Raw genomic sequence first — 23,001 nt, forward strand, 5'->3', positions numbered from 1 at the left:
CTCCTATGCATAATTCTTGCCGTTTCGTCAGCCTTTTACAGCTCCGTCCGTAATCCCTTGGATAATCCAACGTTGGAACAAGGCGAATATGACGACAATCGGAATCGATGACAAAATCAGAGAGGCCAGAATCAGTGACCACTCCCGGCTGTACTTGCCGAAGAACATATTGATTGTCAAAACTAACGTATATTGGCGGAAATCGGTCAGCATGAGCACCGGCAAGAGGAAATCGTTCCACAACCACAACAGATTGAGAATACCAATCGTGAATGTAATCGGCAGCAGCAGCGGTAAAATGATCATGAAAAAGGTTTTTATTTCGCTGCATCCATCCATTTTCGCAGACTCATCGAGCTCTCGTGGAATGCCTTTCACAAAACCGTGATACAGAAACACGGCCATACTGACGCCAAGTCCGGCACAAACAATGCCCAAACCAAATGGCGAACCCTGAAGTCCTAGCGATTTTGCCATCTTCGTTAAAGTAACCATAATGGTCTGAAAAGGAATCAGCATCGAGGATACGAACAGCATGAAAATCACGTTGCTCAACTTTCCAGGCGTTCGGGAAAGCTTGTAGCCTGCCAAAGAGCTGCACAACACAATGACCACGATGCCAGTTACAGTGACAACAATCGTATTCCAGCCGCTCTTAAGCATGTTCGCTTTGCTAAAAGCTTGCACATAGTTCTCAATGTGGAGCTTGACGGGTAAGCCTAGAACGGAGCTGTACATCTCTCCCTGCGTTTTGAAAGAATTCAATATGGCCATGTAGATCGGAAAAAGAAAAAAAACAGCCAAGATGCCTAGTACCAATAGAGACAGCCCCGAATACTGCCGCTTGTTCATGCCTCTACCTCCCGCTTCTTCATCACCGACACTTGAATAAGCGTAATGACAAGTATGATCAGGAAGAGAATAATTGCTTTCGCGCTCGCATATCCGTATCGGAAATTGCGCTGATAAGCCTCTTCCAGAATATTCATAGAGATAACTTGCGTTGCCCGGGCAGGTCCTCCGCCTGTCAAAGCATAGATTAGGTCATACACTTTAAAGGAGTTGTTCAAGGTTAAAAAGATGCAGATCGTGAGCGCATGCGCAATCAACGGCAGAGTAATATAGCGCAGCATATGATAAGGCTTGGCGCCGTCAATAATAGCCGCTTCTTTGAGATGCATGGGAATGCCTTGAATGGCCGACATGTAAATAATCATTAAAGTTCCAATACCGCCCCAAACAGAAACGAGCATGATCGTGAAAAACGAGACGTTGGGGTCGCCTAACCAGGAAATATCGAGAAATTTCAAAACGGCATACTTGGACAATGCGGGCATGACCTTTGTAAACACGAATACCCACATGAACGTGCTAATGATAATACTTAACATGCTTGGCATGAAAAAGATCGTTCTAAGCCACCCTTTTCCTTTGCTTTGAGACTCTATCATTAGCGCAAGCAGCAGCGCGATGGCGTTCTGAAAAACGACAGCAAACAAGACATATTTGGCCGTGAATACAATCGACGATCGAAAATTCACATCATCGCGAATAGCTTCAATAAAGTTCTCTATCCCAATGAAGCTGTAATGTTTGTTCAAGCCATCCCAATTTGTAAAGCTGTAATACGAGCCTTGGAGCATCGGAATAACCAGAAATATCACATACATGATAAAAGCGGGCAGCACGAACAAGATCAACGATGTATGGTCTTTGGCAAGGCGTTTCAGCACGTGGGCTCACTCCTTAGGAAAATCTCGTGCTCTGCCTTGATCTTTCCAAGACCAGGGCAGAGCACAACATGTCTTCCAATCTTTATTTTTTGTTGGCTATGGCATTCGCATCTTTCCAGGTTTTATCCAGATCCTTAATGACATCATCTGCGGACATTTTCTTGTTAAAATAAGCTTGAAGCGCTTTGCCCGACTCATCCTTCACGGCTGCTGGAATCTGCGGATCTTTATACGACTGCCCTTTGTTTACAAAAACGGAAGCGTCCTCGACCCAAGGATACGGTTTGAACGTGTGGTTTTTGGACACTGGATTGAACTTCAATCCTTGATACAAGTCGTTTGACGCTTGATCATCCAAAATGAAGTTCAGCAGATCCGCCGAAACTTCTTTATTCTTGCCTTGTGAAGCCATCGCTAAGGAAGTTGACACGGATACGTTGATTAGTGTTGCAGCAGGATCATCATTAATAGGAAGAGGAGCAACCCCGAATTCGAACTTATCATTAGCCTTCAATAGACTGTCTGCATCCCATGGACCTTGCACCCACATAGCGGCTTTGCCGGCAGCGAAATCAGCAGCCCCGTCATCGTTGCCTACTTCGAATACACGATCGGTGCCGTTGCTGTTAACAAGATCGATGATCCCGAACATCTCTTTCACATCTGCAAAGCTTCCTTGGTTTTTGTTCATTTTATCAACAAAATCCTTGTGGCTGGAGTTGCCTAATCCGCCAATGGCCAGAGGCAAGAATAACTGAGGGATCCAGCTTTCTTTGTAACTGAGCATAAACGGCTTGATTTTATTGTCATTCAGCTTTTGAACAACAGCCTTCATTTCTGTCAAAGTAGACGGCGGTTTGATTCCTAGATCTTTAAAGATTTTTTTGTTGTAAAGATACCCCCATGCCAAGCTTTCCATAGGCACCGCTACAACTTTGTTATCAATCGTCACAAGTGATTTAATGCCATCAATCAGCTTAGGGGAAAGCGGTTGTTTCGTTAAATCGTCCAAATAACCGGCTTTGTAGTAGTCCGGAATGTCATTCACGGCATGCAGACTGAAAATATCCGGTACGTCGCCAGTGGCTAGACGCGTTTTCAAGATTTGTGTTGAATTATCGGAGCCCGGATACTCGGTGTTGATCGTAACCTCGATATTTTTCTCTTTCTTTTCTTTTTTAGCAAATTCAGCGAAGTACTTCTCAAATTGATCGCGAAAACGGTCCAAGCCGCCAAGGAATACTTTCAATTCAACCTTTTTAGCCGCACCCTCGCTTTTGGAATTGCTGCTTTCTCCCGCACTTGGTGTACTTTGACCCGAAGAACAAGCTACCGTGCTTCCTAGTAGAGCCATAGCAACTATCATTACAAATGCTTTCTTCATTTTGTCGCCCCCTTTGTTATGGTAACGCTTACGAACCTAGTATACTTAAGAAAGCGCCACCATTCATTGGACAGAAAAAGCATCTCGGATTGGATAATATTGATATCACTCGACTGACTTAAGTTCATTCATCATCCTGTCTAATCTGAGATGGTGTCATTCCTGTCATTTTTTTGAATATGCGGTGAAAATAAGTGAGATCGGAATAGCCGACTGCTTCTGCGGCGCTTTTGATGGATACGGAGGCGTCCTGAAGAAGGTCAAGCGCTTTCTCCATCCTCTTGGCAATCAAGTAATCCATGACGGTAACACCGACTTCTTGTTTGAACGTGCGGGACAGATGCTCTTTACTGACAAAAAATGTGCTGGCAATAGTTCCAAGACTCACTTGCTCGGCATAGGAAAGATCGAGATACTTCCGAATCTCCTCGATATTAATACGATTCTTGTTTTTTCTTTGGTGAATAAGCGCTTCCAAGATCCCGACATACGTGGTGGTCAACACCTCGATCCACTCTACTACCTTCGTATCATCCGTGACGAAAAAATGGCTGGCACTTGCTTGAGCATCAGGCGTTAATTCGCTTCCTGACAAGGCGCACTGCTCTTCCAATAGCAGCATGAATTGCTTGTAGAGTGAATTATTCAGTCCAGGCTGCAGGCTTTCTTGATCGCTCAACACTTGCTCCAACTGCTTAAAACTTTTTTTGATCGCCTCTGTGTTCATCTCTTGAAAATGCCTGGAGACCGTGTGCTTCATCTCGGTAATGACCTTTAATAACTGTTTGTCCAGCGGCTTAGCCGCATGAATCCCCCGTGTTACGCCCAGCTCTCGTACCGCTTTCTCCAAAGCTCTATTCAGCTCTTCCGGATTGATCGGCTTGATCAGATATTCATCCACCTTGGATAAAATCGCCTGTTTCGTATAGGTAAAATCATCAAATCCGCTAATGACAATTTTGCGTATAAACGGATAGTCTTCACTTATTTTTTGCAATAGCTGAGCTCCGTCCATGCCTCGCATTTTCATATCCGTTATGACGATTTCAGGATGAATCTTCGCAATGATCGCTAGGCCGCTAAGCCCATCTTCGGCTTCCTCAACCTGAGAGATGCCTAGTCTCTCCCAATCAGCCAAATGCCTTATACTGTTGCGGACCCAGAACTCATCATCAATAATGACAGCTTTCATTGTAGAGGCTCCTCTCCTTTAACAATGGCGGGGATAACGACTTTGACCGTCGTTCCGGCACCTTTCGAGCTTGTAACAAACATCCCATACTCTTGACCGAAAATAAGCTTAATCCGTGAATTCACATTGTTCATTCCCATGCTTTCCCCAATCACTGAATCCTCCCCAGGGCGACTTAAATGTCGCCGAATTTCCTCCAAACGCGCCTCATCTATGCCTATTCCGTTATCTTCAATACTAATTTCAATGTCATCCATCATCTTCTCGACTCTAATCGTGATGATCCATTGGCCCATCTTTCCTTCCAAACCATGGACGAAACAATTTTCTACGATTGGCTGAAGAATAAATTTGGGAAGCTCGTAATTCCCACAGTCATCTTCGATATCCATTTGAATAAGAATCATGTCTTGAAAACGCAATTTCTGAATTTGCAAATAGTTTGTAACATGCTCGATTTCGTCAGCCACGGTGACCAGATCCGATTTCATTTTGATCGTATAACGAAATAACTCGCTAAGCGCTCTGACATACTCATAAATTTCCGGTGCATTTCGGGAGAGGGCAACCCCACCTATGGATTGCAGCGCATTATACAGGAAATGAGGGTTAATCTGTGCCTGCATCGCTTTTAGCTGTGCGGTCCTCTTCTCAATTTTGCTTTTATACTCAATTTGAACCAGCTCTTTAATTTTCAGCAGCATGGAATTAAACCGTCTCTCCAGCGTACCGATTTCATCGCTTCGCACCTTGTCGACACCCACGTTGAAATTTAAATGCTCTACAGCCTTCATCGACCTCGTTAATCGAATGATCGGCTTCGTCGTGAAATAAGCAATTAATACGGAAAGAATAATCGCCAACAGTGTAGAGACCATAGCTGTATAAAAACTAAAACTCAGCGTTGTGGAAGCGCCTTCATTCACATAGCTAATTGGGATAAATTTCACGATCCATAAGTTGGCCGACACAACAGGCTGATAAAACAGAATCCCTTGCTTGGATTCAATAAAACCTGGTTCCATTGGACCGTGTATCGCCTTTTCCAGTACCTCCTGATCCATCATCGTTTGTACGGGGTAAGGGTTGTACATCATGTTTCCCTGCGCATCCAATACAAGCACTTCGCTGTTGGGCTCAGAATGGATCATGTTAATGACATTATCCATCATATTCCATCTGGCTTCAATGAACACGCCGCCGAGTATTTCGTGGTCTTCAAACCGATTCATGCTGCGTATCAATTTGAAATTATTGTGTGCAGATTTCACAATCTTATTGACGGTCTGATGGTTGTTGGCTGATTCTCCCCCTTCCAAAGCGGGATTCACTTTCTGATCTGTTGATCGAACGGCATCTTTATCCACGATATACAGGCGCTGTTTGGCATTCAGATAAAGAGAGATCGAGGCAATATTCGTGTTGTTGGCCACATATAGAGATCTGAGTTTCTCATCTATATACGGTTTTCCTGTATCCAGACCGGTACCAGCGCTTATCGTTTCACCATTCGTATTCGGAAATAAGTTATTATCCATCAGAAGGGAATACGCCACTGAATGCAATTGGCCGAATTTTTCATCGAAGTATTTGGCAGCCCAGTCCATTCTTGACTCGTTAGAACGTATGATTTCCAGACTTAGTGAGTGCTTGGTGGTCTTTGCAGCGAAAATCGTCACTAAGGTTAACGGCAGCACAGCGATAATGACCATTAAAATCATAAGCTTGTATCTCATACTCATTTGAAAAGGAAACTGAAGACGCCGAGTCATATTTCTAATTTCCATAGTCGATCCCCTTTTTATTGATAGTTAAAAATACTCGTCAAATCACCTTGTATTTTCCTCCTGTTTTGTTATTGCGTAGCAAGTAAAATTCATGCTACTGTGAGAGTGAACACTCCACTATACGATCACGAGAAGGTACATTTTATAATGAACGAACTTTTCATGGACTTCTTAACGATTTTGCTCCCTAGTTTTTTCTTTTTCTACATGGCAGTAACCTTAATACATCGAAATATAAAGAGCATGTTGAACCGAATTGCCGCTCTCCTCATGCTGGCTTTTCAGTTTTATTTTTTAGGAGAGTACATTAAAACATCTTTGCTGCCTCAGTATCAGATGCAGATAGTTCTGTATGGGAATAGCCCGATGCTTCTGTTGGTCATCTGCTGCTTGGTCCATCTTAGCGTACTCATCGGAAACCCTGCAACTTCGGCTTTCAAGCGATTATTGCCATTCATTTACGCAGCCCCGTATACATTGTGGCTTGGGTTTTTAATCACCAAAGATCATCGCGTATTATATAACGCTGCAGTGACGGATGGACGAAGTCCGCTTGATCCACAGTTTCTACTTATTACCGTTCTCTTTATTGCAGGATATATCCTTCTTTCGGTGATCATCCTCGCCGTTTCTTGGTATCGTGTCAAAGAAGTAAAACACCGACAGGTTCTGCGCTCCCTGCTTCTCAGCTTATTTTTGCTGTTTGCCTGGTTTGTCCTTGTTATATTCCTTTTACAATCGAAGGTACTAACGTCACGGAATGCCATGATCCTATTTTTTATCGGCTATTTGCTATGGGCTGTTACCCTCCGTCATTTGGTTGGTAAATATGACATTATGCCGGATTACCGCAAGCTTTTCCATATTCTTTTCAAGTCTGCGCCGACTGCCATTCTGCTTCTGGACCAAAAAGGGGCCGTTAAAGAAATGAATCCCCGAGCCAAACAATGGTTGGAAGGGATTCCTGTTCATCATATCATGAGCTATTTCCAGTTTGAAAATAACATGCCCGTAGTCGACATGTTGGCTCTGGTTCAGCAAGAGAATGAAGTCCAGTGGGAGGCTCAACTGCATAATCCGAAGAAAGGCGATTTGGATTTGATTATGGGCCTTGAAATGATCGAAGAAACCGACGAGAAGCTATTTGTGATGCACCTGACGGATGTTACTTCTCTCAAGGTTGCGGAACGTAAATTATTGAAATCTGAACAAAATTACAAATATTTAGCGCACCATGATTCACTTACGGATTTATATAATCGGGCTGCCCTCCATGAACTGCTATTAGAAAAGATAGAGCGCCGTGAACGTTTTGCTCTTATCTTAATTGACCTGGATAATTTCAAACCAATTAACGATCGATACGGGCATTTTGTTGGTGATCTTTATCTAAAGCATATTGCATATAGGTTGGAAAACTGCTCCCAACCTGATGATAAAATAGGACGGATTGGGGGAGACGAATTCGTTTGGATTATTTCCTCCATGGATGAAAATAGTGAATTAGACCGTATAGTCGACCATCAGTTGTCTCTCTTGCAGAAGACCCCTTTTACGTATAAAGGGATTGAAATTCCGATTTCATTTAGCGCCGGAGTCAGTCAATATCCTCGAGATGCCACCGATATCACTACACTAATGAAGAATGCGGATGAGGCTATGTATACCATGAAACGGGCGAGGAAAAGTGGGATATCCACCTAAGCGATGGCCTGAGACAACAAACGGCGGCAGCCTTGGACTGAACATCTCGTCCTTGGCTGCCGCTGTTTATTTTTTTCTATCGATAAATAAGATCGACAAGGCACTGCCGCCAAACAAGATAACGGTTGTCACGATGAACGACAGATGCATACCGTCAATAAACGAAGCGTTGCTACTCAGGACCGAACCGAGAATGGCGACCCCTAGCGTGGCGCCGATCTGACGGCTTGCGTTAAGAGCGCCAGAAACCGCACCGGTCTGTTCCTTCGAGACCGAAGAGATTACAGCCGCCATCAGCGAGGGAATCGTAAAGGACACTCCGAAACCGATGAACAGCAATCCAATCATCGTAATCACATAGCTAGTGTTCACTTCCGTCCACACCTGAAGCAGTGTACCCACAGCACCAAGGCTAAAACCGACAGTCATCGGTATCCGTGCTCCGATTTTGCCAACTATTCGCCCCGTCAGAATCGGGTTAAAAGCAAGCGGAATCATCATGGGAAGAAGCAAGAGTCCCGTGATGTGAGCCGATAATCCGCGCACTTGTTGAAAAAATACCGGCAGTATAAATAAAATACCCGACAGGCCGATGTTAATAGCCATCCCCGCTATCATACCCGCCGATACTGTCGCATGTTTAAATAACGACAAAGGAAGTAATGGTGATTCGCCCTTGACTTCAAAAATTAAAAATAGAATAACACTTAACAGGGCCACGCCAAATGCCACGATAATCGTCGGAGACTGCCATCCATAGGTGTCCCCCTCCATCAGTCCGAACGATAAGGCTGCTATGGCGACTATGGCCGTCATTTGGCCCCCCATGTCAAAGCTTCTCTGCGCTCTACGGTCTGTTTCCCTGACGAGCAGAAACGTCAAGATTAGGCTAATGACTGCAAGCGGCACATTAAGCAAGAAAATGCTTCGCCAACCGAACGAATCTACCAAGAGTCCGCCGATCACAGGTCCAGCCGCCATCGCTGCCCCAGTCACCGCTGCCCATATGCCAATCGCCCTGGCACGTTCGGCCGCCTCTGGGTAGGCATGGACCAACAGGCTGAGCGAGGCTGGCATCAGCGCTGCTCCTCCAATGCCGAGTATTGCGCGTAAGCCGATCAGCATCCCCAGCGATGAAACAAATGCGGCTAGGACCGAAGCCCCGAGAAAAAGGGCCAGCCCTCCGGCATAGACCCGTTTAGCACCAAGTTTATCCGCTAACGAACCCATGGATAGCAGTAAACCGGCAAACACAATTGTGTATGCGTTGACCACCCATTGCAGACCGGATATTCCCCCGCCTAACTCGGTGCGGATCGCAGGCAGCGCGACGCTCACCACTGTCATGTCCAGGAGTACCATAAAGTATCCAAGCGAAAGTCCAAGAAGCAGCAGCGTTTTAGCTAGCTTCCCTGTAAGGTTGTGTTGTATTTGTATTGCTTTTTCCAAATTTAAGTCCCCTTCCATTGCGATATGAAATTCATCTCAATAGAAAGTGTATAATGGATTGTATAATAGAATAAGATGATGGTTTATCCTAGGAGATGAGCTCCTACGATAGGAGCCAGATACGAGGAGTGGACGCCCATATATGGAGCATTCAAACAATACGCGCCTTGAAGAATTGGCGCAGTTTCTTAAAACTCGTCGCGCACGCCTCTCGCCCGAGCAAGTGGGTCTGCCGCATGGAGGGCGAAGGCGCACACCCGGTCTTAGACGCGGGGAAGTGGCGCAGCTCTCCGGCGTTAGCGTGGATTGGTACACATGGCTGGAACAAGCGCGAAATATTCAAGTGTCAGCTCAAGTGCTAGACAATATTGCTCGGGCTCTCCAGCTGGATTCGAGTGAACGCAAGCATTTATTTCTGCTGGCTTTACAGCAACTGCCTGCCGATCTGACGCCCGTTGAAACTACGATTAGTCCGACGCTTCAGCTTTTCCTTGACCTACAAGGGACGAGTCCTGCTTATGTGACCGATCAGCGCCTGAATATTGTTGCTTGGAACAGAGCAGCAAATCTGATTTATGGGGATTATCGTGCCATGTCGATGCGCGAGCGCAATTCGGTATGGCGAACGTTCACTTCGCCATACGTGCGTGAAATGCTTCAAGACAACTGGGAAACGCATGCCCGGCACCGTTTGGCTCATTTTCGAGCCAACTATGGCAAGTTTGCTGGTGATCCTTGGTGGATGGAGCTTATTGGGGATTTGAATCAGATCAGTGCGGAATTCAGGGCATGGTGGCCACAGCATGATGTTCTGAATGGGCCCGAAGGAAAGAAAATCAATCATCATCCGGCAGCCGGATTACTGATCTTTGATCAACTTTCTTTCCATGTAACGGATTCGCCGCACCTTACAGTGACAATCAATGTACCGACACTCGATAGTGATACGACTCTCAAGCTTAACAAGCTTCTATCGGAATAAGTTCATCTTATTGTTTTGCCTCTGCCTCCAAAGGAATGAGAACGCTGAATTTCGTGCCCATCCCCTGTTTACTCTGAACGCGAATCGTTCCACCCAAAGCTTCAATGATTCGGTAGCTGACCATAAGTCCGAGCCCCGTTCCTTTCGCCTTCGTCGAATAGAAGGGATTCCCTAATCGCTGAAGCTGTTCTTCATTCATGCCGATTCCCGTATCCATAACTTCAATAACAGCGTAGTTATTTTGGGAAAAAGCATGAATCGTTATTTTACCGTTTTTCTCAATCGCTTCAGCGGCATTTTTAATTAAATTGATCATGACTTGCGTTAATTTTTTGGAATCTCCATAAACATGCAAATCCTCCAACTGGCTATCTACGATATGCCCTTTTGACGTAACATAGGGTTCCGTCATGCTTATTACGTTACTCAAATGGGCTTTAACATCAATTTTTTCTACTTTTTCAGCCTGAGGCTTGGCGTACATGAGATATTCGGAAATGATAGCTTCCGCTCGATCAATTTCTTCTAATGCAAGGAGAGAATACTTAAGATCTGTTTCATTCTGAGAGCGGGATTTTAATAGTTGAAGAAAACCTTTGGATACGGTAATGGGATTTCGAATTTCATGAGCGATGGTTGCGGCAAGCTCGCCCAACACACTAAGTTTCTCAGACCGGTAGATTTCATCCCGCATATGGATGTTGTCCCGCATCGTTTCAATGAAAAAGAAAGTGATCCATGAACAAACCGTTAGAATGACACAATAATATACAAAGAAGATCTCATGATGATCGATATCATGTTGCAGTTGAATGGAGCTCCATACAGATACAATCAAAGCTGACAATAAGGAGAACAACATGCCAAATAAGACATTTTGTTTTCCTTCTTTTCGAAGCTTTAGAAAGACAAGAACAAGAATGAAGATGGGAATGTAAGATAACGTGGTTACGATAAACCCGCTGCCCCCAAGATAAAGGCGATAGAGAAGTAACGTAACGGCTACGAGCCCTCCTGCGCCATACCCCCCGTAAATCAGCGCTACCAGAAATGGAATGATTCTCAAATCATAGATATATCCTGGAAAAACGGTGAAAGGAAAAGACATGCAAAATACGACGGATACACCAGAAAACACTCCGATAATTAATTTGGAGTGTTTATTCTTGTATAATCCAAAAGCAAAGTATGAAAGGGCACCTACCAGAATAAATAGAAAGTTTAAGAGTATGTAATCTAACATAAGCCCTCCCATACATAGTTATTCAATTTTGATTATGCCTGAAAAAAGCCACTTAGCAAATAGCCAAATGACATTTCTTCATGATTTCCTCGCCAGTTCTATAACCGATTGAATGAAAGGTGCTTTCATTTTCGTATATGTCACTCGATCTTCAGAATATATGGATGCAAGATGCTTCTTAAGTGTGGCATATTCGCCTACTTTCTCTTGGTGACTTCTGAGATAATTGCGGAATAAAAGGTTACTTTCCCATTCATTACTGGTAATTTCATAAACGTGCAGGTGATGCGTTCCTTTCCGCCATTCTCCTTTACGAAAAAATCGGCGAGTGTGAAACTCCATTTTGGGAACATATTTGTAACCCAATGTATTCAAAGGTCCAATGAATAAGTCTGCTTCCTCAAGATGATGCACGCCAACCGCAATGTCCACTATTGGCTTTGAGGGTAATCCGACCACTGAGGTGCTGCCTATATGTTCGATATAGACAGCCTTATGTTGCAGAGATTGCTGTATCTTCGCCTTCTCCCTCTCAAACTCTGCAGCCCATTCAGGCGTATATTCTGTAATTATAACTTCCTCGGCCATGGGAATACCTACCTTTCACTTTGAATGATTAACTCATTTATATGTCTGGCTCTTCATGCCATTTCCGTAAAAGATGGTTTTTTTCCTAATCCCATGGTTAAAGCAACAAGTATTACAAATGTTAAAAGCATTGCTTCGAGAGTTGCCTTAAAAAATGATGGTACTGTATGGGCCATAGAACGAACATCAGAAGCTGAGCAACCCAATTACAAGGAGCATATCTCTGAAACATTGGGAGAGAGAATCCCTCACTTAGAAAATATCGTAAAAGTTGATGAGGTTGGCACTCTCGTTTTAGCTATTGATCGAGACGGAAAAGTATGGATCATTGAAACCGTAAAATATGATCTGACTATGCCATTGAAAGCAGAACCGGTTCTTGTTGAAGGTATCGACCATGTTAAAGACGTGTTAGTTTCTACTGACTACAATGAAATAACATTTTTAAAAGAGGATGGAACGGTTTGGAACATCGATGAATATAGCCCATGGGGTTCGAGCACACCCTTATATGACACGATCCGCTATTCTAAGCCTGTGCAACTCGAAAATCTAAAAGACATTGTCCAACTTAAAAACAACCATTTTGCCATAAAGAAAGATGGTACCGTGTGGAACTGGGGGAGAACAACGGATTTCTCAAAAAGTAGAGACTTCGTCAATGTAGCTCTCACTCCTGCAGCACCATATCAGTTGGGGCAAGGGCTATTTTGTGGAGAAATGGGAAGCTCTTGGTATTGAGCCTCAAACCATTTGGAAGAATTTATTTAAATTAGATGGCATTGAAGATGCTGCTTCCGTTAATATTAATAATTACTTTTCGCCGACGGAGTCCATTATCAAGAGAGATGGAACGGTTTGGATGTGGGGACTCGATCACTTCAGCAAATTTATTGATAAACCACAACAAGTTGAGTTTAGGAGTTAATTCGTATGTAGACCAATACAGGCCCATCAAGGGCCTGCAAATTGGTCTTTTTCATTTCGCGTATAAGAGAGTATAGATAAACTATCATTCGGCTTGGTTTGCCTTCAATGCCTCTTTCTCAGCACGGCGCGCAAACCATGTAGCCAGCAGAGAACCGGAAATGTTATGCCACACACTAAAGATTGCACTAGGAACGGCTGCGATCGGGCTAAAATGAGCCGAGGCTAGCGCCGCCCCAAGACCGGAGTTCTGCATGCCAGTTTCAAATAAAATGGCTTTACGCTTGCTTGAATTCATCCGGAACAGCTTAGCGAACAAGTAACCTAATAAATACCCGAGGCCGTTATGCAAAATGACAACCGCAAAAATTAGCAAACCGCTTTCGATAATTTTTGCTTTGCTGCCACCAACTACAATGGCCACAATGATGACAATTGCCAGTGTGGATACGAGCGGGAGTGCCTGTACACTCGCTTCAGCTTGTTTTCTGAACAGACTTTTTACGACAACACCTAGAATAATAGGCAAAATAACAACTGTCAAAATGTCCTTAATGAGCGCTCCACCATCGATCGGCATCCAGCGTCCCGCAAGCAAGCTGATCAAAGCTGGTGTAGCCAGCGGTGCGATGAGTGTGGAAACGGAAGCAATGGACACACCAAGTGCAACGTCGCCTTTTGCAAGCAGCGCCATCACATTGGAGGATGTGCCGCTTGGGCAGCAGCCGACGAGAATGACACCAACAGCTATCTCCGGCGGCAAGTTCAACACAATAGCCAGCACATAGGCGAGCAGCGGCATAATAATATAATGACCGACAACACCAATCAACACTTCTAGCGGACGACGAAATACTTCACGGAAATCAGCAGAGGACAGCGTAAGTCCCATCCCGAACATGACGACACCAAGAAAAATGGAAATGTAGCCCTTCAGCGGCGTAAATACCTCAGGCCAAAAAAATCCCAGACAAGCAAATAGGATAACCCATAGAGAAAAAGTTCCTCCTACGAACCGGCTTACTTTTGCAATTGTACTCATTCAACCTAACCTCACTTATGATGTAATGTAACAAGCTAGAGTTAGGTCATTGTACGTGAAAATGAATAAAAAATCCACCTTTTTTATCTATGTCCTCGTAATTAAATGCGCTAATATCCTCGGCTTACGTCCACCGAATGGCGAATTCGTTCTTGTCCACTGTCCATGTCTTCCAGTACGGCGAGCAAACCATCCATCGCTTCATCCACCCCTGTAACGGCGGAAATATGCGGGGTAATGGTCACGTTCGGATGGGACCACAATGGTGATTCTGCAGGCAGCGGCTCCTCTCGAAACACGTCAAGAACAGCTCGGCGCACCTGGCCTCGGTCTATTGCTTCAAGCAGTGCGGTTTCATCTACGGAGGCTCCCCGGCCAACATTAATAAAGCTAGCACCTTGCAGGCAAGCGAACAAATGCTTTCCAAATAATTTATCCGTCGTTGGAGTCAAAGGAAGCGTGTTAATTACCCAGTCGGCCTCGGCTAACAACGAGTTCGCTTCGTTAATCGGAACCACCTTATCAAAATGAGGGTTCGATGCTCCGCTGCTTGATATACCATAAACGGTTACCCCGAAAGATTTAAGCATCTTCGCAATTTCACTACCAATTGTTCCGGTACCGAAAACAACGATGCTAAGCTGCTGTAGAAGCAACTGCTGTGAAGGCTGCCAATGTCTTTCTGTTTGATTTTGTTGAAATTTTTTATGATGCTGCACATCGGCAAGCATATAACTTAAGCAATACTGCCCTATTTTAAGCCCAAAGCTGCCGACGGTTCTGGTTAATAATACATCCTCTTTCCACTCACGATTATGTAAAAAGGCATCAACGCCAGCTCCAAGCGCATGAACCCACCGAAGCTTACCGAAATGAAACGATTCCGTCGGTTTAAAAGCCACATAACCATCGGCCCATTCGAAGTGATTCGGGCGCACTTCCGCCTCTGGAAGAAACAAATACTCCCGCTTAGTGTCCAGCAAAGCTAACTTCTCCAGCTCTTTAAACATCCGCCCGGTCACCAAGATTTTTTTGATATCCACCTGCCACGCCTCCTATAGAATCCGTAAAACTATACAATAGCAACTTATTATACCACGGCAATTCAGCGTTACTAAAATACTTGACGGAGGAGGGAACCTCGTCCTAGCGTTAAGTTGGTTAACGCTGCATCCTTGAGGAACTACAGGCCGCTATTCTAGCGCGTTCAGCCCGTGTCCGCGTTCAAGCGGAACTGCAGGGCCTTATTTGACCGCTAAACCATTTTCTTTAAAAAAACGGACAAATAGCGGCCCACAGTTCCCTTCCGCGCGAAAAATAGCTTATTTCGATGAAATAGCGCCCTGTAGTTCCCATCGCTGGCCAGGGAGGAACCGCTCAAGCGATTGCAACAATTCTGATAAATAAAAGCGGCAGTCACGGGAGAAGATCAGGCCCCAGACTGCCGCTGACTCTTAAATTTTGCTAACAACTTCCCTATTTTGAAGCAGAGCAACCAGGTAGGCCAAGGTCAATCCTTGCCCCCATCCTTGTACTCTTTTCTTGGAGATTACTTTGTAATCATCTACGGAATACATCACGGCCGTGCCTGCTGATACATTCCGCACGGAACCGTCTTCATCAATGTTTGCCAGAATGCCCTCATAAGCTTTGGCCATATAATTTTGATGCAGCGGGTGCGCATACGTGGTGAGTGCAGCAGCAATACCGGCTGAGGCTGATGTTTCCTCGTAAGAGGTTTCATCAGTCAATACCGTGCGCCACAGCCCATTCTCTGACTGCAGCCTGACCAGAGCGCTTAATTGATCGCCAAGGGCCCCTCCGATCTGCATCCACATGGGCATGAAGGGATTCAGCATTTTGTACGCTTGCGCCATCGTATAAGCAGCCCATGCATTGGCTCTACCCCAGTAAATAGCGGACAAATGATCTTGTCTCACATTATCCCATGCGTGGTAGAACAAATTCGTCTTCGTGTCCTGCAGGTATTCTTCATGCCAGTAAAATTGATTCAGCGCATCTTCAATGTAAGCTTTATTGTCTATTTTGAATCCAAGCCGCAGTAGGAAATACGCCGCCATGAATAACGTATCCGCCCATGCCTGCTCTGGAAAATCATTTTTGGAGGATACCGTATGTTGGAAAACACCCGAACCGAATCGGATGGCATCCTTTCGCAGATATTCGGCTTTCAAGAGTGCCAGGTCAAGGTACTTGGAGTCGTCCGTAGCTTCATACAAGGTCAGCATGGTATGCCCCATCGCACAAGCATTAACCATCATCGGCGGCAACCCGAGCTCCAGGTACTCGTCCACCCATTTCACCAGAAAATCGATGTACTCCTGATTCCCCGTTACTTCCCATGCTTTGCAGATTCCATAATAAGCTACTCCACAAGACCAGTTCCATGTGAAATCCATATTCATCGTTCTGCGGACTACCCGGTCTATGAGTTCTTTTACTTCGTTTTCATTGCATTCAAATTTCCGCATAGGATCGATACCTCCATCTATTCTGCCTGAAGAAATTTATAGCCTTAACGCACATATACCTATAAAAATAGCATAATTTTCGAGGGCATTCTCCGCATTTTTAACTAAAAAATATACAAATCTCGCATATCTTGCGATTACATTTAGATAATGAAAGAAACAACAAAAAAAGAGCGCACATTTTATACTCTGTGCACTCTTTTTAACTTTCTGCAAACATCTATCAACCCAGATCAAACTTATCCATTGTCCGATCTAACCAACTTTGCAGCTCTTTTTCCAGCGATATCAAAAGTTCCGTCTGCGGCCGCTCATACAGCACAACAGGATTCAGCTGATAAGGATCCTTCTCATGATCATAGAAGAAGCGTTGCACTTCTACTCCAGGTACATATCCTCTATGTACGACATAGGTGTACAAGCTTGTACGGATACCCCGCCAACCATATCGGCGGTTGTCCAAGCCAGAAGCGGCGAAGAGCTCCATCGCATCCTTTCTTCCAGGAAAGGCGGAAAGGAAGGCCGAGGATATGTCGGTTTGTTTCGTACCTAGGATATCGCCGGACAGATCCATACCTTCTACAGCAGCAGGTACGGGAATGCCGGCAAGACCGAGCAGCGTAGGCATAATATCCACACTGTTAAAAAGCAAATTCGTGCTACCCTGCTCAATCATGCCTCTCCAACTCATTAGACAAGGAATCGCGATGGATTCCTCATGCCAAGAATGCTTCGCCATTAAACCATGCGAGCCCATGAGCTCACCGTGATCCGACGAAAGTACGATCAACGTGTTTTCCGCCATCCCGAGCTGCTCGACTTCCCGCCAAATTCGGCCGAATTGTTCATCCATGCCAGACACCGCTGCGAAGTAATCGCGGGTATACCGATTCAGCGCCTCATCCCCGCTTTCAAAGGGCTCACCGGTATGCGCTGCAAGATGATCCGAACTTACGTTCGGTCGCAAGTTCAACTCTCGACCACGATAGATTTCCTTGTAGCGATCCGGCACAAGTTCAAAGGGGCTATGAGGCGGATTCCAAGAGACAAATAAAGCAAACGGTCGATCATCCTTTTCGGTTTCTTTCCCTTTTGCCCGAATAAAGTCTAACGCAACATCCGTTTCATGCTCCAATGACCACTGGTCGACTTGAATCATCTCCGGCGTGTCTTTCCAATAATGCGGCTTCAGATGATGATCGTATGCGCCGTAGGAATACCAGAAATCAAAGCCGTGCCGTTTCGACCCCGGCGGTGTGTACGCATCCCATTCACGCGCTCCGGATTCAGGCTCTGGACACCGGTTTTGCTCAGGTAAATCCAGATGCCATTTGCCAATATAACCTGTTTGATACCCAGCTGCCTTCAACACATCTCCCACACAAACTTCGTCCGCGCTTAGCATAATTTCCGCTCCGATCTTACAGTTCGTATAGACACCTGTCGATTGCGGATATCTGCCTGTCATGAGCGCCGCCCGGTGCGGAGAACAAAGCGGTGTACAAGAGAGCGCATGGTTAAACACTAGGCTCTCCTGCGCGAATCGGTCGATATTGGGCGTGATGACAGGATCCTCCCCCACAAAACCGACAGCCTGCTTCCGCCATTGATCAGCAAAAATATAAATGATATTTGGCTTCATGTTAGACTCACCCTTTAACCGCGCCTGCGGAAATCCCTTCGACGAAATGGTCTTGAGCCATAAAGTAAATGATGATAGTCGGAATAATGGCGCAAACCGCTGCTGCCATTAACGGGCCATACTCCGTAGCATGCTCGGATTGGAAATGCTGCATGCCGAGCTGGAGCGTAAATAAGTTATCCGAATTCAAGTAGATCAAAGGACCGAGGAAATCATTCCATGCGTGCATGAAGGTAAAGATCGTCAAGCTGGCAATCGCCGGCCGAATGAGTGGCAGGATGACCCTTGCATAGATGCCAAACTCACTTAAGCCGTCAATTCTGGCAGCTTCCGAAAGCTCCTCTGGAATAGACATAAAAAACTGTCTGAACAAGAACACGCCAAATGGACTAAAAGCCCCCAACAAAATCAACGCCCAATGTGAATCGATTAGCCCGATTTTCTTCATTAACATAAACTGTGGGATCATCATGACTTGGTAAGGTACCATCATCGTTGCCACATACAGGAAAAACAGTTTATCCCTCTCCGGAAATTTCACTTTGGCGAACGCATAAGCAGCCGTAGAGCATGTAATAATTTGCAGCAGTGTAGTTAGCACGGCGATTTTGATCGTATTCAAGTAATAGGTGAAAAAAGGAAGCTGCGTCCACACCTTGCTGTAATTCGACCAGTAAAAATGACTCGGTATCCACTGAATCGGGAAGCTGAATATTTCCGCCTCCGACTTCACCGATGCGGAAAGCATCCAGAGGAAAGGAACAACCATGGACAAGGCGACAATGGTCACGACCACATATAAAACCGCTTTTCTAATCCATGCGCCAAGTTGGGTGCGCCTCGGTAACGTCACCATAGACCGACTTGATTCTATTCGTGTATTCATGTTGGCTTCTCCCTTCTCTAACCCGTTAAACTCGTTAGGAGTAGTTCACCCAACGTTTTTGCCCTCTAAATTGAATCAATGTAATGACTAGAATAATCGCGAACAGCACATAAGCCATGGCAGAGGCATAGCCATATTCAAAGCGCTGGAAGGCCGTATAATAAATGTCGTAAACCAGCATGTGCGTTGAACGGCCAGGGCCTCCTTTGGTCAAGACAAAGACCAGATCAAATACTTTGAACGAATTGATAATGCCCATAATAATGGTAAAGAAAATGACCGGCGACAGCATCGGCAATGTTATATTGCGGAACTGTGAGACTTTGCCTGCGCCATCAATTTCCGCTGCTTCATAGAGATCCTTAGGAATTCCCTGCAAGCCGGCTAAATAGAGCACCATATAGTAACCTATCGAATGCCAGATGCTGACGATAATGACCGAGAGGAGCGCCCAATGTGTCGATGCAAGCCAAGTTGGCGGATTGTCCATCCCAAGGCTTCTGAGAAAGCCGTTAATCGGCCCCATGGTCGGGTTATAAAGCAGCTGCCACACGACAGCTACGGCAATGGTTGCCGTAATATGCGGTAGAAAAATTGCCGTTCGAAATATTTTAACGCCTCTCAAGCCTTTATTGAGGGCGACTGCTGCCAAAATCGCAAGAATCAGCGTCACCGGTACGGAAACGGCTGTCATAAGTAAACTATTGAGCAGGGAGATCCGGAACGTTTCATCGCTCCATAAACGCGTATAATTCGATAATCCCGCAAATTCAATTTCACCAAACCCGTTCCACTCCGTAAAACTCATGAGGAAGGAAGCACACACTGGTAAGCAAATAAAAATCAAAAATCCAAGTATATTGGGAAGCAGAAATGTATACCCTGTCAATCGATTACGCCGTAATGCTTTGCTCGAACCCTTCATATGCTTCACCCCTATCAAAGCAGTCGAGCTTCACTACATGGAGCGAAGCTCGGCCGTTTCTGTTCTGTCCCTTACTTTTTGCCTGCTTTGTAATCCTTGGCATATTTATCGGCCCATTCGGAGGCAACGCGCTGGCCGATCTTTTGAATCGCTTGATCGACGGTCTGAGCACCAGTTAAAGCCATTTCGCCTTCTTGCTTGTAAACGCTGTTCACCAAAATGTTTTTCACACCAGGCAGCAGCGGATATTCCGGATATTCTTTTTGTTCCACGAAATAATGGATGTTTTTAGGCTTCAAGCTGCCGTCACCAATATACGTCTTGCGGATTTCATCGTTTATATATCCTGTGAGAAAGCCTTTCGCCGCAAACTGCTTCGCACCTTTCACGCCGGTCATGAACTGAAGCACTTTGAACGCTTCTTCTTTGTGCTTGGAATTCTTGTTCACCATCAAGGACACCGGAGTCGCCAAGCTCGTATTGGCTGCTACGCCTTCCGGATGCGGAACGGGAACAACGTCCCAATCAAAGCTGATTTTCTTCTCGGCTTCCGCTTGTCTAAGCTGTGCCACATGCCAGTCCCCGATCAGATTCATTGCCATATTGCCCTTCTGGAAAGCGGCGTTGTAATGTGCATTTGTCGTAATCTGTTCGGCCCACCCCATCATCGAGCCGTCTTTTTCCATATCCAAACGGAATTGAAGGCCTTTCTTGAACGCCGATAAGTCTTTATCGATGATCGAAGCGCCGGTTTGAACGCCTTGCATATACCACGTTTGTGCCCATGGATGCAAGAATGCCCCGTACGTTTTATTGGCGCCTTCCCCTTTGGTCATCTTCTTCGCCAGTTCACGGAATTCATCCCATGTCATATCCGCTTTCGGATAGGCAACGCCGGCTTGATCGAACAATGTTTTGTTGTAGAACAACATCCAGTTGGATTTCCGGTAAGGAAGTCCGAAAACTTTATCGTTAACTTTTAACGCATCATACAGCGGACCATATCCAGAAACATCCACGTTCGCCTTTTTGACATAATCGTCTAACGGCTCCAAAATGCCTGTGTCCAGAAACACATCCATGTTGCCGCCGAACAAATCGATATTATCCCCAGAAGACAGCTGCATGCGGAGCTTTTCGTAGTACTGTGCTTGTGGAATCGTTTCAAATTGCACTTGGATCGTCGGGTTCTCTTTACTAAATTCTTCGTAAGCGGTTTTAAACGTTTCCAAATCATCCTGAAGTACCGTTGCTTTCAAACTCACTTGAGCCGCTTTAGCGTCTGGGGATGCCGCGCTTTTATCTCCTGCCGTTTGCCCGGCGGACCCGCATCCAGCCAGCAATCCCAACAGCAAAGAGCCTGTCACAGCAAGCTTTAAACTTTTTTTCATTTGACACCCACCCTTTTTTTGATATGATTTGTGTGCGCTTTCTTATTTTGAATTATACGTAGACACCAATCAGGCCGACAGATGAATGTTTTATTCCCCCCCTTTTGCCTGAAGAGAAGGAAGTGATTCTATGCTGTTCGTTACTCTTGTACTGCTCATTTTCACCATATTGTTCACGTACAAAAAGCTAAATCATGCGTCAACCCGCTTCATGTACGGCATCATCATCGGCTGGGTGCTCTCTTTTGTAGCCTTTACGTTGTATCTGAGTAAATTTAATTACTATTTCAATGTGATTCATACCTTTTTTGATTTCAGTCCCGGTACCTGGAATTATTTGGTTTTGACCAAATTCAATCCCGATTGGCTTATTCGCATGCTGAATATCGGCGTTGGGCTATTCTACTGCTCGCTGCTTGGCTTCGCCATTGCCTTCACCCGCAGCTTAAGCATATGGAAACAAAGGATCGGTTATGGAGGTATCTTGCTCTTTTTCATCATCGAGACCGCCTACTTTGATCCTTCTCTTCATATCGCTCTAAGCAATCAGATTGATAGCTTAACCTTCTTTAGTGTGATTGAAATGGTTATAAAGAGCCTTCGCTTCCTCATACTTTTTGTTGCTTTTGGCCTATTGATCAACTATTATTTGAATTATCCGAAAATTAAATTTATCAAAAATTTAACCTTATATCATGTCTTGCTCTTTATTCCGCTTGTCGTGATCCATCTGTTTATTTTTTCCTGGGCTCCGAAAGTATTGGTTAAAGAAACGTATTTGAAAGGTTATTTCAACTATCTGCAGCCTCCTCTTGGCTATCAGTCGATCCTTCTGCCTGTGTTTCCATTTGCCATCTATTTAATCTTGTTTTTGATGATTTACCTGGTGTACAAGTTTAATTCCATTGAAAATTACCGCAAAAACCGCGATATTCAAATTAATAAAAGCATCGACACGGCAACGCTTGGTACGCGCGCTTTTACACATGCCCTCAAAAATCATTTGATCGGCATTCAGTCCGAGGCTGCCTATCTGAAAGAACGCCATCAGGCGGACAGCGAATCCATATATAGCCTTGACCTCATCTTACGATCGTCGCAATCAGCGCTCGCCAGCATTAACGATGCCGCTGATAAATTAAAAAATATAAGTCTGAATCTCCAACCGATGTCTATCGATCTTCCGGTTCAGCAGGCGATTGCCCGCTTAAACGAACAGGCCAGCCGCTGCCAAGTCGATTATTCGCCGGGTTCGCTGCCCGCTAATTGTTATATCGACCTCAATCACTTGACTGAAGCCATTTACAACCTGCTTCTCAATGCCAGTGAATCACTACTATTTCGGGATGACGGCCGCATTGTGGTCGAACGGAGCCAGCAGAACGGTTGGGCACTTATTCGAATTACCGATAACGGCCCCGGTGTCGCCGAGGAGCATTTGGAGGCGATTTTCGATCCTTTTTTCACTACCAAAGCATCGGTTAATAATTGGGGAATCGGCTTGTCCTATTGCCACAAGATCATCATAGGCCACGATGGTAAGATTGTCGTAGAGAGCAAGAAAGACGTCGGTACGACCTTTACGGTCTACTTGCCGATTATCTAAAAGAACGGACAGCTGACGAAAGGAGATC

The 23,001-nt window shown here is 45.1% G+C and carries 20 protein-coding genes; 5 read left to right on the forward strand and 15 right to left on the reverse strand.

The window, feature by feature from the left end:
• Nucleotides 1-27 precede the first annotated feature (27 nt).
• The 5 genes from RQP52_RS11725 to RQP52_RS11745 all read right to left on the reverse strand — a co-directional run bounded on the left by RQP52_RS11725 (nt 28) and on the right by RQP52_RS11745 (nt 6,051).
• Nucleotides 28-852 (reverse strand): carbohydrate ABC transporter permease, encoded by an 825-nt coding sequence (locus RQP52_RS11725; protein ID WP_315951626.1) that lies wholly within the window; start codon nt 850-852, stop codon nt 28-30.
• Nucleotides 849-1,670, reverse strand: a complete 822-nt coding sequence (locus RQP52_RS11730) for a carbohydrate ABC transporter permease (protein ID WP_315952231.1) — start codon at nt 1,668-1,670, stop codon at nt 849-851. The genes RQP52_RS11725 and RQP52_RS11730 overlap by 4 nt, the downstream gene beginning before the upstream one ends.
• 145 nt (nt 1,671-1,815) lie before the next feature.
• Nucleotides 1,816-3,117 (reverse strand): ABC transporter substrate-binding protein, encoded by a 1,302-nt coding sequence (locus RQP52_RS11735; protein ID WP_315951628.1) that lies wholly within the window; start codon nt 3,115-3,117, stop codon nt 1,816-1,818.
• A gap of 124 nt (nt 3,118-3,241) precedes the next feature.
• Nucleotides 3,242-4,309: a response regulator transcription factor gene (locus RQP52_RS11740; protein WP_315951630.1), complete on the reverse strand. Its 1,068-nt coding sequence runs from the start codon at nt 4,307-4,309 to the stop codon at nt 3,242-3,244.
• On the reverse strand, nt 4,306-6,051 hold the full coding sequence (locus tag RQP52_RS11745) for a sensor histidine kinase (protein WP_315951631.1): 1,746 nt from the start codon (nt 6,049-6,051) through the stop codon (nt 4,306-4,308). Before RQP52_RS11745 ends, RQP52_RS11740 begins: the two co-directional genes overlap by 4 nt.
• A 192-nt stretch (nt 6,052-6,243) precedes the next feature.
• Here RQP52_RS11745 and RQP52_RS11750 point away from each other — a divergent pair, with 192 nt between their 5' ends.
• A complete protein-coding gene (locus tag RQP52_RS11750) occupies nt 6,244-7,800 on the forward strand; it encodes a GGDEF domain-containing protein (protein ID WP_315951632.1) in 1,557 nt (518 codons plus the stop codon).
• Between the two features lie 66 nt (nt 7,801-7,866).
• Here the strand turns inward: RQP52_RS11750 and RQP52_RS11755 are convergent, their stop codons facing one another.
• Nucleotides 7,867-9,249 (reverse strand): MFS transporter, encoded by a 1,383-nt coding sequence (locus RQP52_RS11755; protein WP_315951633.1) that lies wholly within the window; start codon nt 9,247-9,249, stop codon nt 7,867-7,869.
• A gap of 142 nt (nt 9,250-9,391) precedes the next feature.
• On the opposite strand from RQP52_RS11755, the gene RQP52_RS11760 reads away from it, so the two are divergent.
• Nucleotides 9,392-10,231, forward strand: coding sequence for a helix-turn-helix transcriptional regulator (locus RQP52_RS11760; RefSeq protein ID WP_315951634.1), 840 nt, complete (start codon nt 9,392-9,394; stop codon nt 10,229-10,231).
• A 7-nt stretch (nt 10,232-10,238) separates the two neighbouring features.
• On the opposite strand, the gene RQP52_RS11765 is transcribed toward RQP52_RS11760, so the two are convergent.
• Together RQP52_RS11765 and RQP52_RS11770 are read right to left on the reverse strand one after the other, a co-directional pair.
• Nucleotides 10,239-11,486: an ATP-binding protein gene (locus tag RQP52_RS11765; protein ID WP_315951635.1), complete on the reverse strand. Its 1,248-nt coding sequence runs from the start codon at nt 11,484-11,486 to the stop codon at nt 10,239-10,241.
• Between the two features lie 66 nt (nt 11,487-11,552).
• A complete protein-coding gene (locus RQP52_RS11770) occupies nt 11,553-12,062 on the reverse strand; it encodes a GrpB family protein (RefSeq protein ID WP_315951636.1) in 510 nt (169 codons plus the stop codon).
• A gap of 24 nt (nt 12,063-12,086) precedes the next feature.
• Here RQP52_RS11770 and RQP52_RS11775 point away from each other — a divergent pair, with 24 nt between their 5' ends.
• A complete protein-coding gene (locus tag RQP52_RS11775; RefSeq protein ID WP_315951637.1) occupies nt 12,087-12,803 on the forward strand; it encodes an RCC1 domain-containing protein in 717 nt (238 codons plus the stop codon).
• Complete coding sequence (locus RQP52_RS11780) at nt 12,775-12,990, forward strand: hypothetical protein (protein WP_315951639.1); 216 nt, start codon at nt 12,775-12,777, stop codon at nt 12,988-12,990. The genes RQP52_RS11775 and RQP52_RS11780 overlap by 29 nt, the downstream gene beginning before the upstream one ends.
• A gap of 84 nt (nt 12,991-13,074) precedes the next feature.
• Here the strand turns inward: RQP52_RS11780 and RQP52_RS11785 are convergent, their stop codons facing one another.
• The 7 genes from RQP52_RS11785 to RQP52_RS11815 form a co-directional block, all read right to left on the reverse strand.
• Complete coding sequence (locus tag RQP52_RS11785) at nt 13,075-14,031, reverse strand: bile acid:sodium symporter family protein (protein ID WP_315951640.1); 957 nt, start codon at nt 14,029-14,031, stop codon at nt 13,075-13,077.
• A 110-nt stretch (nt 14,032-14,141) separates the two neighbouring features.
• The gene (locus tag RQP52_RS11790; protein ID WP_315951641.1) at nt 14,142-15,074 is read right to left on the reverse strand and encodes a D-2-hydroxyacid dehydrogenase; all 933 of its coding nucleotides are present in this window, start codon (nt 15,072-15,074) and stop codon (nt 14,142-14,144) included.
• Nucleotides 15,075-15,485: 411 nt separating this feature from the next.
• Nucleotides 15,486-16,523 (reverse strand): glycoside hydrolase family 88/105 protein, encoded by a 1,038-nt coding sequence (locus RQP52_RS11795; protein ID WP_315951643.1) that lies wholly within the window; start codon nt 16,521-16,523, stop codon nt 15,486-15,488.
• Nucleotides 16,524-16,746: 223 nt separating this feature from the next.
• Entirely contained in the window at nt 16,747-18,165 is a 1,419-nt protein-coding gene (locus RQP52_RS11800) for a sulfatase family protein (RefSeq protein ID WP_315951645.1), read from the reverse strand.
• Between the two features lie 7 nt (nt 18,166-18,172).
• Nucleotides 18,173-19,051 (reverse strand): carbohydrate ABC transporter permease, encoded by an 879-nt coding sequence (locus RQP52_RS11805; RefSeq protein ID WP_315951647.1) that lies wholly within the window; start codon nt 19,049-19,051, stop codon nt 18,173-18,175.
• A 34-nt stretch (nt 19,052-19,085) separates the two neighbouring features.
• Entirely contained in the window at nt 19,086-19,859 is a 774-nt protein-coding gene (locus RQP52_RS11810) for a carbohydrate ABC transporter permease (protein ID WP_315951649.1), read from the reverse strand.
• 188 nt (nt 19,860-20,047) lie between these two features.
• Entirely contained in the window at nt 20,048-21,367 is a 1,320-nt protein-coding gene (locus RQP52_RS11815; protein ID WP_315951650.1) for an ABC transporter substrate-binding protein, read from the reverse strand.
• 130 nt (nt 21,368-21,497) lie between these two features.
• Here RQP52_RS11815 and RQP52_RS11820 point away from each other — a divergent pair, with 130 nt between their 5' ends.
• A complete protein-coding gene (locus tag RQP52_RS11820; protein WP_315951652.1) occupies nt 21,498-22,973 on the forward strand; it encodes a sensor histidine kinase in 1,476 nt (491 codons plus the stop codon).
• Nucleotides 22,974-23,001: the final 28 nt, after the last annotated feature.

It is taken from the genome of Paenibacillus violae (assembly GCF_032461945.1).
Taxonomy (GTDB): domain Bacteria; phylum Bacillota; class Bacilli; order Paenibacillales; family NBRC-103111; genus Paenibacillus_E; species Paenibacillus_E violae.

What these genes read in the sequence shown, in the direction of transcription:
- RQP52_RS11745 (WP_315951631.1), bottom strand. Translation starts at nt 6,051, where the DNA reads ATGAGTATGAGATACAAGCTTATGATTTTAATGGTCATTATCGCTGTG.
- RQP52_RS11750 (WP_315951632.1), top strand. Translation starts at nt 6,244, where the DNA reads ATGAACGAACTTTTCATGGACTTCTTAACGATTTTGCTCCCTAGTTTT.
- RQP52_RS11815 (WP_315951650.1), bottom strand. Translation starts at nt 21,367, where the DNA reads ATGAAAAAAAGTTTAAAGCTTGCTGTGACAGGCTCTTTGCTGTTGGGA.
- RQP52_RS11760 (WP_315951634.1), top strand. Translation starts at nt 9,392, where the DNA reads ATGGAGCATTCAAACAATACGCGCCTTGAAGAATTGGCGCAGTTTCTT.
- RQP52_RS11725 (WP_315951626.1), bottom strand. Translation starts at nt 852, where the DNA reads ATGAACAAGCGGCAGTATTCGGGGCTGTCTCTATTGGTACTAGGCATC.
- RQP52_RS11800 (WP_315951645.1), bottom strand. Translation starts at nt 18,165, where the DNA reads ATGAAGCCAAATATCATTTATATTTTTGCTGATCAATGGCGGAAGCAG.
- RQP52_RS11770 (WP_315951636.1), bottom strand. Translation starts at nt 12,062, where the DNA reads ATGGCCGAGGAAGTTATAATTACAGAATATACGCCTGAATGGGCTGCA.
- RQP52_RS11810 (WP_315951649.1), bottom strand. Translation starts at nt 19,859, where the DNA reads ATGAGTTTTACGGAGTGGAACGGGTTTGGTGAAATTGAATTTGCGGGA.
- RQP52_RS11805 (WP_315951647.1), bottom strand. Translation starts at nt 19,051, where the DNA reads ATGAATACACGAATAGAATCAAGTCGGTCTATGGTGACGTTACCGAGG.
- RQP52_RS11735 (WP_315951628.1), bottom strand. Translation starts at nt 3,117, where the DNA reads ATGAAGAAAGCATTTGTAATGATAGTTGCTATGGCTCTACTAGGAAGC.
- RQP52_RS11740 (WP_315951630.1), bottom strand. Translation starts at nt 4,309, where the DNA reads ATGAAAGCTGTCATTATTGATGATGAGTTCTGGGTCCGCAACAGTATA.
- RQP52_RS11730 (WP_315952231.1), bottom strand. Translation starts at nt 1,670, where the DNA reads ATGTATGTGATATTTCTGGTTATTCCGATGCTCCAAGGCTCGTATTAC.
- RQP52_RS11820 (WP_315951652.1), top strand. Translation starts at nt 21,498, where the DNA reads ATGCTGTTCGTTACTCTTGTACTGCTCATTTTCACCATATTGTTCACG.
- RQP52_RS11795 (WP_315951643.1), bottom strand. Translation starts at nt 16,523, where the DNA reads ATGCGGAAATTTGAATGCAATGAAAACGAAGTAAAAGAACTCATAGAC.
- RQP52_RS11765 (WP_315951635.1), bottom strand. Translation starts at nt 11,486, where the DNA reads ATGGGAGGGCTTATGTTAGATTACATACTCTTAAACTTTCTATTTATT.
- RQP52_RS11775 (WP_315951637.1), top strand. Translation starts at nt 12,087, where the DNA reads ATGATTAACTCATTTATATGTCTGGCTCTTCATGCCATTTCCGTAAAA.
- RQP52_RS11785 (WP_315951640.1), bottom strand. Translation starts at nt 14,031, where the DNA reads ATGAGTACAATTGCAAAAGTAAGCCGGTTCGTAGGAGGAACTTTTTCT.